We start from the raw sequence: 11,761 nt of genomic DNA on the forward strand, positions 1-11,761 counted from the left end.
CGTAGCGGTCGTGCCAGCACGCCCTCAAGCGCCTTGGAACATGCGCTGATCGCACGTTTTGGCACCTTGGGGCGAGTTGCCGAGCCATTTCTGCTCAGAAGCGACAATGGCCTGGTCTTCACGAGCCGTCGTTACACGGCGCTGGTGCGTAGCTACGGATTGCGCCAGGAGTTCATCACCCCGCATTGCCCGCAGCAAAACGGCATGGTCGAGCGAGTTATTCGTACGTTGAAGGAGCAATGCGTGCACCGGCATCGCTTCGAAACGTTGCAACACGCCAGCCGTGCAATCTCGGACTGGATTCAGTTCTACAACCATCGACGGCCCCATCAGGCGCTAAAGATGAAGACCCCGGCCGAGGCATTCGCTTTAGCCGCTTAACCTGTGCAGGTTTTGCTAGGTCAATACACTGGCGCAGAAGGTATTCCCTTGTCCTTGCCCACAAAATAGTCGCTCCTGGACCTGCAACGCTGGATAATCTGGACCTTGTTCCGAATTCCCTATCGATGTCGGCGGCCTGCCGCCGTTTAGGGGGGCTACCTCATCCGTTACGGTGGTGACTGCGCTGCCGTTGTCGCGTCGTAGGCCTGGGAATTCTCGACACGACTGGACGCGGACCTGGTGGCGCAGGCGCTCGACATGGCGTACGAGCAGCGCGGTCGCCCTCAATGGCGCAATGGTGCCGAACACAGGTTATATGACGGCACCGCAAGCTCACCGGGACATCAGCCTTTACCTTTGCAACGATGCAACTCCCTGCATCGATGCAGCCTGGCGCCACGCAGTTCGACCGAATGCCGAACTGCCCTTCGTTCTTCGCGCTCGCCTGCCGGCCCAGCACCTCGATGGATCCATCAGCAGCCAGCGCAAATGCAATGGCCGCACCGAGGCCGCCGCTCCCCCCTGCTACAACAGCCACGCCTTCTGGATAAATCTCGCTCATGCTTTGCTCCATGGTCCTGAACATAAAATTTCTGCTGCACTCTCGGCGCAGCGATCAGTAAGGTCACGAGCATCCTATTGGTAATCCAATTCCATCCGTAGATGGTAGAGTGGGATTTATTATTCCGATGGTGGAAATTAACAATGGGCATCGATTTCAACGACATCGCCTTGTTCGTTCACGTTGTGAAGGCGGGCAGTTTTGTACGTGGCGGGCAGCAACTCGGCATTCCTCCAAGCACGGGAAGCAGACGAATACAGATGCTGGAAAAACAAGTGGGCGTACGTCTGCTGCAACGCTCGACGCGAAGGCTAGTGCTGACTGAAGCCGGGGAGGCGTTCTACGCGGAATGCGTCGGCCAGGTTGACTCGCTTTTCGAGTCCTATCGCCAAATCGCAGACCAGAGCGCAGAGCCTCGCGGACGAGTGCGCGTCGCAGCCCCTGCGGACTTCTTCAACTGGTTTCCTCTCGCTGAGGTGACGACATTTCTTGAGTCGTATCCGAAGATTCGTCTGGATTTTGTTTTGAACGATGCACGCGTGGATCTGTTGCGAGATGGAATTGACCTTGCGATCCGGGCCGGCCACGTCGCGGAGCCGACGGTTGTGGTTCGACGGATCGGCGCCACGCGGTCAATGCTCGTCGCCAGTCCGCGGTACTTGCAGACGATCGAACGCATTTCCACGCCAGAGGATCTCGCAAACGCAGATTGTATTTTGCCGACCGGCAGCGAATCCAGAGCCGCGATCTGGCGTCTCGACGGAAACTCGGCCGAGAGCGAGGTGGCCGTCGGAGGAAAGTTCTCCGCGAACTCGGCCCGTGTACAACTGGACGCCGCTATCGCTGGCCTCGGCATCGCACTGCTCCCCGAACTCATGACACGCGCGGGATTGGAGGGCGGCGCACTTGAGCGCGTCCTTCCCGATTACAGCCAGCGCGAGGTCGATGTCCATTTTGTCTATCCCAGCAACCGGCACATTCCCCGATCTGTCCGGGCCTTTGCCGATTTCGCGGAAAATGTCATGGTGCGCGAAGCCATTGTCCGCCCAGTGGGACAGGCGCAAAAGAAGGTGACGGGTAAAAGGCCCTCCAGACAGTAGCGTCGGCGGGTTCTGCCGTTGCGGCGCGCCAAGCTATCCCTTTATGCCATGCATGCACGGATGAAATCCGATTTCCCGTCTGGCGCTGTTATCGGGCGATTCGGATAATGGCCCTGCCTGCTCGGCCGCGTACATTCGAGAACGGGTTGGCATGGTCAATTGATGGAGAGCCCCATGAACATTCCCCCCCGAATTCGCCCACGCCGTCACGTCATCTTTCGTACGAGGGGCCGCGCACACGGTCCGATCGTTCGAATGGCCAGCCCCTCGGATGTTGGCCAGATGATTAAGCCCTTTGTGTTCCTGGATCTCATCGACTCACAGGCGGCGATCGGCCAGCCCGGTTACGACTGGCATCCACACTCCGGGATCGCCACATTGACGCTGCTGATGGAGGGGCGCCTCCACTACGCAGAATCCGGCAACCGAACGGGATATCTGGAACCCGGTGACATCGAGTGGATGTCGTCCGGCCGCGGCGCCTGGCACACGGGCCATGTGGAGCCACCGGTGAAAGGTTTTCAGTTGTGGGTCGCACTGCCCGAAGATCGGGAACTCGCCCCTCCGGTCAGTCACTATCTGTCGGCCGAGGAAATTCCCAGCGATGGTCCCGCGCGCGTGATACTCGGGCGACGCGCTCGCTCAGATCGAGAGACCGCGCCGTATCGTCAAAGTGCTCCGGTTCGACGCAATAGAGCGCGATCTTGCCGATACTTGCCCGCATGGCTGTGCCAACACCCGCGATCAACCCGCCGCCACCGCAAGGCACGAGAGCGACATCGATGGCAATGTCCTGCTGCGCCAGATCCTGTGCGATCTCCAGTCCAACAGTGCCTTGTCCCGCCATGATCAACGGATCATCGAACGGGGCAATCACGACTGCACCAGTGCGGGCCTGCAACGCCTGCATCAGCGATGCTTGATCCTCGCTGTAGCGATCGTAAAGCACGACGTCGGCCCCATAGTCCCGAGTTCGTCGGATCTTGATTTCCGGTGCATCCTCGGGCATCAGGATGGTCGCCTTCAAGCCGAAAATTTGCGCCGAGCTCGCCACTCCCTGTGCGTGATTACCGGACGACGCCGCCATCACGCCTCGACGGCACTCGTCCTCCGTCAGACTGGCGATCTTGTTATATGCGCCACGAAACTTGAATGATCCCGTGCGCTGAAGCATTTCCGGCTTGATCAGCACGCGCCCGTTGCACTGCTCGTTGAGTGCCTGAAACTTCAGGAGTGGCGTGCGCACCGCATGGGCACTCAACCGGCCGGCGGCCTCCTGGATGTCTTTCATGGCGAGTGGCAGCGCCGCGCTCACAGCAAAGCCCCGATGGTCTGCATCTGCGGTTCATCGCCCAAATAGGCGATTGCGTCGACTTCGATCTTCACGCCGTTCAAGGCGCATCCGATCGTTGTGCGTACGGGACGAAGATCTCCCATCTGACGGCAATACTCGACGTTGAATCTCGACCACTCGGAGATATCCGCCAGATAGACGTTGATCTTTACCACGTCGGACATATTGGCTGCCGAGTCTGCCAACGCCCGGCGAAGATTGTCGAAAACGGCAACGGTTTGCGCCTCAATCGAGTCGCCCATTACTTCGCGTGCCGCATTTCTGGGGACCTGTCCTGCCGTCAGCACGAACTTGCCGACACGCCGACTGGCAGCGTAGGGAGGTGGAGGGGCTACAACGGTTTCACGTATGTCTGTCATTACGTTTATCCAATCGTCTGATCGTTGGAGAGAACGACGCTCATGTTTCGCAACGCCTGCGGCAGAACGATGAATCGCAGATTCTGTGCATAGGACATACCGATGGCATGTGCCGCCGAGCTTTGCCCACGTGGGATCGACAGAATCCCCGCCCGCACGATTTCGCAAAAATACGCCGCCTCGAACGCGACGAAGGTCAGGATCGCCGAGATTTCCGATCGATGGTTTCGGCCGAACTCGCCGGCAATCGCCTCGTAAAGTCCGGCGGGCACCAGCAGGAAGAACCAGAGAATCACCATCACGAGCGGTATGCTTCGCATTGTGTTGACGTACGCCGTGGCGGGCACTTTCAGCACCCGGATTCCCGACAGCCGCGCGAGCGCCAGAAAGATGCCGAGTACCACACCGCCGGCCGTAGCGGCAACCGTTAGCATGATGCTGAACGCCAGACCGTTCAGCACCGACTGCGCGACAGACGACCAGTTGAAGGAGGAGAAATCAAGCAACACGTTCAATGCCCTCCCAATTGACGACTGGGCGCAAATCCCGGAAGACGAAGGCGTTGCTCGACCATCGTCATGAGTCTGTTGATCGAGAACGCAGACAACGCGTAGAGCGCCGTCACAGCGAGATAAACTTCGATGCCCCGGGAGGTTTCCTCCTGTACCTGCATGGCGTACATGGTCAGTTCCGGTATCGAAACCGCAAACGCGACCGATGAATTCTTGACGATGTTCATCGACTCGCTCGTCAATGGTGGAATGATCAGGCGCACAGCCATCGGCAGGATGACGTAACAGTAGGTCTGGAACGTTGTGAAGCCCAACGCCTTACCGGCATCTCGTTGTCCGCGTGGCAATGCCTGAATGCCGGCACGCAGTTGTTCGGCGATGCGCGCCGAAGTGAACAGGCCGAGCGCAACGATGACCGGCGCAGCGCTCGGAACCAGTTTCAGCGGGGGCACGAAGGCCGGGGCCACGTGATACCAAAGAAACACCTGCACCAGAAGTGGGATGTCGCGAAACATCTCGACATAGGCGTCACAAAGTCTCACGACAGTCGGCCGCCCCGGTATCGTCCGCAGCGTTCCGATCACGCCCCCTACGATCAATGCGACGACAAACGACAGCACGGATACCGTGAGGGTCCATCCCCAGGCGGATAGCAACCAGGCCCAATAGGTGGAGAACTGGCCGCCCGGGTCATCGGCAAAAAATGTCCAATCTAGCCGCATGACTTATCTCCGCGAATAGTCTTCGGCGGGGCGATCGTTCGGATGGTCCCAGGCGTTCTTTGTCGCGCTCGATACCGGCAGGCCGATCGTCACACCCGATGGGGGAATCGGGTGCATGAACCACTTGTCGTAGAGTCGGCCTAACTCGCCGGATTTGATCTGATTTCTGATGCTGTCATCGACAACGCTTTTGAACGCGGCATCGCCTTTGGGCAGCATGATGGCAATGGGTTCGACCGACAGTACCTCGCCGACGATCCTGAAGTCCTTTGGGCTCCTGGACTTCGCAATGCTGGCCGCCAGGATCGACCCATCCATGACAAACGCGTCCGCCCTGCCCGACTCGACCATAAGGAAACTGTCGGCGTGGTCCTTTCCGTAAACTTCCTTGATGCTAATGCTCTGCGCACGTTGATCTCGTCGCAGGGTCTGCACCGACGTCGATCCCGTGGTGGTCACCACAGTCTTGCCGTTCAGATCCTTGAGTTCGCGAATGCCCGAATTCGCCTTGACGGCCATCCGGACCTCTTCCACGAACGTGGTGATCGCAAAGTCCACGTCGCGAGCACGGGCGCGGTTGTTCGTTGTTGAGCCGCATTCCAGGTCGACCGTGCCGTTCTGCACCAGCGCCACGCGATTCTGCGACGTGACCGGCTGGTATCTCGTCTCCAGCGTTGCCAGGCCAAGGTGTTTTTTAACGTCGGCAATAATGTTTGCGCAGACATCGTAATGGAATCCCGTGTATTTCCCGTTGCCCAGTGTATAAGCCAGACCGGAAGACTCGCGGACTCCCTCGGTAATCGTTCCCGTGGCCTTGATCTTCGCCAGCGTGTCGGCGCCAGCGTGCACAGCCCAAACACTGCTGGCGAGCATTACGGGCATGACGGCCATCATCAATCGCTTTTTCATCCTCGTCTCCTCCGATTAGTTACCCACATGACGGGCGGTAGTATCGGGTCGACAATATCTTTAAAAAAGCGTGTTTTTGCGCACTCAATAAACGTAAAATACGTTTATGGAAAGCAAATTTCTCGAAACGTACCTGGCCATCGTCGCTGCGGGTTCTATCGCGGAAGCAGCAAGGCAGTTAGATCTGCCGTCGACCACTGTCGCCCAGCAAATCAAAGCTCTCGAGAAAGAGATCGGATGTCGGCTGCTGGCGCGCGCCGGGCAGACGGTCAAACCGACCGAGGCGGGATATCGGATACTGCAGGGGGCTCGCGCGGTTGTGCGCGAAACACGCGATATGCGCTCACAAGCCCTGGGCGACGAGTTGCCGGCGGGACCGTTAAGACTGGGCGCAGTCCACTCGGCACTCATGGGGCTCTTGCCGCCGGCGTTGCGCGAGTGGAATCGTCGTTACGCGGGCATAAAGATTTTCATCGAGCCGGGCAACTCCATGCCCTTGATTGATAAGGTGGCCGACGGCGAGCTGGACGCGGCACTGATAGTGCATCCATTGTTTGCATTGCCCAAATCTTGTGATTGGGTGCCTCTCAGGAAGGAGTCGCTGGTGCTGCTGACGCCGGCGACAATGGTCGTGAAGGACCCGCTGGAGACGATCGCTCGCGAGCCATTCATCCGTTTTGACCGAACGGTAGTCGCGGGCAAACTGGCAGACGATTTTCTAGTTCATCACAGTATCAGACCAAACGAACAATTCGAACTCGATGGCATCGAAGAGATATCGAAGTTCGTGTCGGAAGGACTCGGCGTATCGATTGTCCCCAACTGTCCACCGATCGGTTTTCACGACACGAGTGTGCGTCGATGGGCGCTCCCATTTCCTGCGCCCGCGCGCTCAGTGGGCATGCTCAAACTGCGATCATCTGTAAGATTACCGCTGGTAAAGGCGTTAACGCGGCTACTGCTTGAGCACGTGACACCGGTGTCATCCGAGGTACGCTGAGCATCGGCGACCTGACTTTTGCGCCGATCCCCTTCAGAACTTGGATATCTAGGTCACGGTCGGCTACCACCTTCTTCAGTCTGACGTTCTCTGCTCCAAGTGCTTGAGGCGCTTGACGTCATCGCTGACCATTTCACCAACGCGCTTGTGCCAAGCGTAGATCGACGCCGCGCTCACGCCGTGGCGTTTGCCATATAAGGGTTGGGGATTCGCATGCGGTACCTGTCGACGGATGGTGCGATCGCATCCGCCGCAAGTTTCAGGCGCTGGACAACCAGTTCCAATCGGCCGGCTTGAAATCTTTGCGCAAGGGCACCGACGCTAAGGGCCGCGACGGCTGATCCGAGGCGGTCGAGAATTGGGACGGAGACACCCGTCATTGCGTCTATGATTCCTCGGTCGCGTGTTACGTATCCAAGCTTTTGTGCAAGATGAATGCGAGCTCGCAACGTCTGTTCGTCATCGGCGATCTCGGAGTGTTCCTGTCTTATCGCCCAATTGGCGCGAATAATCTCCTCACGCTCTGCCTCAGGAAGAAACGCGAGGATAGCCAATCCGCCCTCGCCGGTTCCGAGTGGCATACGCCCACCAATCCTGCCGGTATATGAGCGCACTGGGACCGGGCCCTCGCACATGTCCATGCAGATCGCGTCGAAACCTCGCCTGACCAGAAAAAAAGTGGAATCCCCGAGGTCCGCGCAGAGCGATTCCAAAACATCTCCGATAAAGCCATCATGCGTGTACGGCTCGCGGGCCATAGTCCCGAGCGAAAAGAACTCAACGCTCAGCCGGTAACCTCTAGTTTTCCGGCACTGCTCTACAACCCCTTCCGCGATTAGCCCACCTAAAATTCGATGCGTAGTCGACTCTGGCAGGCCTACGCTCCGGGCGATGTCAATGACTCTCCGCGCATCGTCATTGCCTTGAGCAAGTGCCCGGATCACTGCAAATGACCGTGTCAGTTGTCCCGAACGATTTTCATCCAAGTTTGCTTTTCCCAAGGTGGTTTTCTTCACGCTGAGCCTCCGGACCTCTGCATGTCCCAATTATTGACGCGTCACCCATAAACACCAAGCGAATCGCTACACCCGGGAAACGACTAACCCCGTCTTCTTCCGCCCTTCGGGGAGTATCTTTGTGGCCTTTCTCGATTTGGAGGTACGGGCAACAGCCGTTGGTCTAGCCGAATTGCGGGGTTACTCGCGCGCGATTAGGCCGCTTCGGGGCACCTCGCTATCCGCTCACGTACTTCCGGCGATGCCAGGCATGTCGCGACAGCCTCGTACCCTGGCGCACCGGGGTACGGTACTACTCTGCTCGGAGGACTGTGATTTGCGGGGCAAAGCAGGATCGCCTCATCCGGTCCAACGGCCGCAAGGTCCAAGATTGCTGACGAGCGTGTCATCAAGAAAAGTGGCCTTCCTCCCATCTTCGCACGCTGACGAAGGTGGATCATCAGGGCTTCCTGAGACGACTGGTCGAGACCCTGTTCGACCATATCGATCACCAATACGGCGGGGCCTTCGGTTTCGAGCGCAACGAGCAGTGCCGTCAGCGCGTCGGATTCTGTTGCCCCCGCTTCAACGAGCCACGCCATGGTCTGGGTAGTGCGCGATCTGAGCGCAGGATCAGTTTCCAGCATGGTCTTTGCTGCGACGCATCCATTGTCGAGCCGATCTAGGCCAACGAAGGCTGCGTTTGGCAGCGTCTGCGCGAGACGATGGGCCAGCCGGGTCTTTCCGCTGCCTAGCGAGCCGATGATGTAGTTCAAAGGGCGAACCTCTCGAACTTCGAACCACTCCCTGCCCCAAGGCCATGGGAGCTCAAACGCCGTCGTGATTTCGGTCGATCGATTGAGCAAGGAGGTCAATTCTCCGTCGGCTGGCATCCTTCCGCGAGCCAGATCCGCCCGGATACTTCGAAGCTTGTCCAGTTTACGGAGAATCTCCTGGAACGCGTTGTCGAGTACTGTTTCGTGTGTCGACAACGCCGCGTTGAGACTTTCGGGGTCACCGTCCAGCACGCGCGCGACTTGAGCCAGACTGAGTCCTAGCGTGCGCAGCGCCACAACCTCGCCAGCTCGGACGATATCGCCAGGTCGATACGCCCGATACCCTGCCGGTGTTCGCCCAGGATTTATCAAGCCCTTCTGCTCGTACAGGCGCAAAGCCTTGCTCGATACGCCAAGCCGTTTGGCGGCTTCCGATGCGCTCAGCCACGAATGGGAAGAATTCATAAGTTCACCGTCCTTGTGTTGACCAGGAGCAGTCAGCATGAGGGCGGCCCTAAGGGCCGAGTCAACACATTATCGGCTTTTTCGCTATCGGATCTCGTGGCAGATTTCGGAATTAGCGCTCGGACATTGGCCCGTTGACCCATTAGCGCAATGGGCATGGAGGATTGCTCGACTGAACATCGAACAATCGTCCCCCGGCTGCCTCGCTACCGAAACCGAAACCGAAACCGAAACCGAAACCGAACGCGACTCGTCGGCGGTAACAGTAGCGAGGGGGCGTGGTGCCGGTTACTTTGCCTTCGAGGCGGTTTTCAGTTTTGCTACGAATGCATCGCCGAATGCTTCAGAGGAAAACGGCTGTTGTCCACTCACCAGTTCACGATCCTCCACGACGTTCGGCTGCCAGGCAGCGACGCGATCCACATGTGCGCCCGCCTCGGCTAACGCGTCGGCCGCGTAAAACTGAACCGATCCACCGAGTTGCGCGCCCGGCCCTTCGATAAACTTTTCCTCTCCTGACGAGAAGGTCGTGAGGCGATATCCGGCGTACGGCCACCCCTTCGCAATCTGGCTCGTCGCGTTGGTGTCGCCGGCAATGATCGCCTTACGGAAGGCAACCGGGTCGCTCAGCGTCGAAAGGAGCGCTGTCGGTCCATGGCAGATGACGCCAGTTGGTCGCCGGGTTTCATGAAACGTAAGCAGGATCTTTCCGAGATCCTTGTCCTGCGACAGATCCTGCATAGGGGCGTGACCGCCTGGAATGAAAACGCCGACGTAGTCGTTGATGCCCTCAGCAAGGATTGTCGAGAGCTTCTTCGGATGCACAGGCCCCTTGTCGCTCGTCACAAGTTCGACAGCCTTTTTGAGAGCCTGCTCGCTTCCACCAAAGAACATCTTATCGTACGACACCTTGTCATACGACGGCGCTTTGCCATCCGGACTCGCGAACACCGCGGTGTATCCAGCGTCGAGCATCTTGCGAAGCGGGATTTCAAGTTCGTCCAGGTAATAGCCTGTTTCATACGTCTTTCCATCGCGCAATTCGAGCTGGTGAGCACTGGACATGATCACCAACACTTTCCCTCTGTCTTCTGCCTGAACTTGTGCCGAAGCTGCGGCCATTACTACGGCCGCTACCATGGAAATGCCAACTCTGGAAAAAATTCCCCACTTAGCCTCGCAAACCGCTGGCTTGTCGGAATTAGGAAAACGGGTCATCCACTGACTCCTTGCTTGAAAGATCGTTTGCAAATCGGTAATCGGCAAATGCCAGCGGGGATTCCTTGCACGCCCTAACGGACCGTCAAGGCAAGATACCGCCGGTGCTGGTTTCATGAGATTGCCAATGTCACGAGGTCGTTACCGTGCTCGTGCGTTTGAGTCCGCAATGGCGATGCTCACGATGTCTTCAACAGACGTAACCGATTTTGAACAGGGGGTGGTTAGCGGCGGCAATGGCAAGTGCGAGGCGCACCTCGACAGTCTTGCTTTCTACCAGCTGGAGGGATTCTAGTGCGGACGTGGCGTGACGTAACCGACAACGCTGCCACTTTTTGAGACATTTTCAGGGCGTGACTGGACTGCCGCCGGGATCGTAAGCCCCCGCGGGGAAATGATCGGCATGATCATTACCGAACGGCATCGAGAATCGAGACGCGGTGCATTCCAGCGATAGCCTTTCCGACTGCGCTAGCGTCGAGGCTTGTGTCGAGGCATGTGATTGCTGTGTTCGTTCCGAGATCCCGCGCGTCACCACGTCCCGGCGAAAACGCTTATATTGATGCCTCGATTTTGTCGATGGTCTGGTGCGGTAGAGGAAAGCGCGCGCAGCACTACTCGGCCCCCTCCTCCTCCGCTGCGATTGCCAGAAGGTATTACTCCCTGTCGGAGAAATCATGCTCGGAATCGGATTGCACGTCCCGTAGCAACCGCCCTGCCGTGGCCGTGTCGATCTTGTGCCCTGCGCGCTCCATCCGCTCCCGGAAGACCTCTGCATCGGGGCCCGCGGCGCTGCGCTTGCTGCCGAGGACGTGTTTGGCCTTGATGTCCTTCGACGTACGTATCCACTCTACGTAAGCACCAGGCTCGTTGGTGGAGGCTTCGAAGCTCGACGCCCTGTTCTTATTTGTATGAGCACCGAGCGTACGCACGATAGCGGGGTCTTCCTGCTTGGCGTAGAGCATCGCGGTCATCTTTTGTGGTGCCAGATAGTGACGTTTGTCGGTGGCCCAGGCATTGGTGTTGTCCTTCTTGCTCATCTGAAAGCCATCACTGCGAATACTCGCCTTGCCTTTGCTATCGGTGCCGTGAAACTTGCGTTCCTCTTTGTAGACCTTCTTGGCGATACGTTTCAACCCTTCGAATTCCGGGCTGACGGGGTGTGACGTCGTTGACGCAGACGTGCTCGCCTGATGGGGCGTGTTGCTGTGTGTCTGGCCAGCGTCCAGATGTGTGCCGGTACTCTGACCTTGCGTCAATCTTGTGCTTTTCATGCGGTATCTTCCGGTTGTGGCTTGCCACAACATCGTAGATAGCAAATGCGGTAATGGGCTGTCATGTTGCGAACATCTGGCGCGGATTCCGACTGTTGGCGACACCATGGAACGGCGCACCCAACACCATTCTC

The 11,761-nt window shown here is 58.1% G+C and carries 11 protein-coding genes and 2 pseudogenes; 4 read left to right on the plus strand and 9 right to left on the minus strand.

Features of this window, described 5'->3' with window-relative positions; all coding sequences use genetic code 11:
* From PAN31108_RS00005 to PAN31108_RS26650, 3 genes and pseudogenes are all read left to right on the plus strand, one after another.
* Nucleotides 1–381: integrase core domain-containing protein (locus PAN31108_RS00005; protein WP_150666873.1), on the plus strand; the 381-nt coding region annotated here is incomplete at its 5' end.
* A 705-nt stretch (nt 382–1,086) separates the two neighbouring features.
* Nucleotides 1,087–2,043, plus strand: coding sequence for a LysR family transcriptional regulator (locus PAN31108_RS00015; protein ID WP_150666874.1), 957 nt, complete (start codon nt 1,087–1,089; stop codon nt 2,041–2,043).
* Nucleotides 2,044–2,325: 282 nt separating this feature from the next.
* Nucleotides 2,326–2,565: pseudogene (locus PAN31108_RS26650) on the plus strand (pirin family protein); the annotation flags it as partial.
* A gap of 46 nt (nt 2,566–2,611) precedes the next feature.
* On the opposite strand, the gene PAN31108_RS00025 reads toward PAN31108_RS26650, so the two are convergent.
* From PAN31108_RS00025 to PAN31108_RS00045, 5 genes and pseudogenes are all read right to left on the minus strand, one after another.
* Nucleotides 2,612–3,334, minus strand: a complete 723-nt coding sequence (locus PAN31108_RS00025) for a threonine ammonia-lyase (RefSeq protein WP_150666875.1) — start codon at nt 3,332–3,334, stop codon at nt 2,612–2,614.
* 20 nt (nt 3,335–3,354) lie between these two features.
* Nucleotides 3,355–3,756 (minus strand): RidA family protein, encoded by a 402-nt coding sequence (locus tag PAN31108_RS00030; RefSeq protein ID WP_150666876.1) that lies wholly within the window; start codon nt 3,754–3,756, stop codon nt 3,355–3,357.
* 29 nt (nt 3,757–3,785) lie between these two features.
* A pseudogene (locus PAN31108_RS00035) lies at nt 3,786–4,265 on the minus strand (amino acid ABC transporter permease); the annotation flags it as partial.
* 2 nt (nt 4,266–4,267) lie between these two features.
* Entirely contained in the window at nt 4,268–4,990 is a 723-nt protein-coding gene (locus tag PAN31108_RS00040; protein WP_150666877.1) for an amino acid ABC transporter permease, read from the minus strand.
* Nucleotides 4,991–4,993: 3 nt separating this feature from the next.
* On the minus strand, nt 4,994–5,899 hold the full coding sequence (locus tag PAN31108_RS00045) for an amino acid ABC transporter substrate-binding protein (RefSeq protein ID WP_150666878.1): 906 nt from the start codon (nt 5,897–5,899) through the stop codon (nt 4,994–4,996).
* Between the two features lie 106 nt (nt 5,900–6,005).
* Between PAN31108_RS00045 and PAN31108_RS00050 the strand changes: the two genes are divergently transcribed.
* Nucleotides 6,006–6,899, plus strand: a complete 894-nt coding sequence (locus tag PAN31108_RS00050) for a LysR family transcriptional regulator (RefSeq protein WP_150666879.1) — start codon at nt 6,006–6,008, stop codon at nt 6,897–6,899.
* 173 nt (nt 6,900–7,072) lie between these two features.
* Here the strand turns inward: PAN31108_RS00050 and PAN31108_RS00055 are convergent, their stop codons facing one another.
* The 4 genes from PAN31108_RS00055 to PAN31108_RS00070 form a co-directional block, all read right to left on the minus strand.
* Nucleotides 7,073–7,915, minus strand: coding sequence for an IclR family transcriptional regulator (locus PAN31108_RS00055; RefSeq protein WP_174994782.1), 843 nt, complete (start codon nt 7,913–7,915; stop codon nt 7,073–7,075).
* Nucleotides 7,916–8,109: 194 nt separating this feature from the next.
* Nucleotides 8,110–9,135 (minus strand): MerR family transcriptional regulator, encoded by a 1,026-nt coding sequence (locus PAN31108_RS00060; RefSeq protein ID WP_150666881.1) that lies wholly within the window; start codon nt 9,133–9,135, stop codon nt 8,110–8,112.
* 288 nt (nt 9,136–9,423) lie between these two features.
* The gene (locus PAN31108_RS00065) at nt 9,424–10,353 is read right to left on the minus strand and encodes a type 1 glutamine amidotransferase domain-containing protein (protein ID WP_174994783.1); all 930 of its coding nucleotides are present in this window, start codon (nt 10,351–10,353) and stop codon (nt 9,424–9,426) included.
* A gap of 656 nt (nt 10,354–11,009) precedes the next feature.
* Complete coding sequence (locus PAN31108_RS00070) at nt 11,010–11,627, minus strand: hypothetical protein (protein ID WP_150666883.1); 618 nt, start codon at nt 11,625–11,627, stop codon at nt 11,010–11,012.
* Nucleotides 11,628–11,761: the final 134 nt, after the last annotated feature.

This window comes from Pandoraea anhela (assembly GCF_902459655.1).
Classification (GTDB): domain Bacteria; phylum Pseudomonadota; class Gammaproteobacteria; order Burkholderiales; family Burkholderiaceae; genus Pandoraea; species Pandoraea anhela.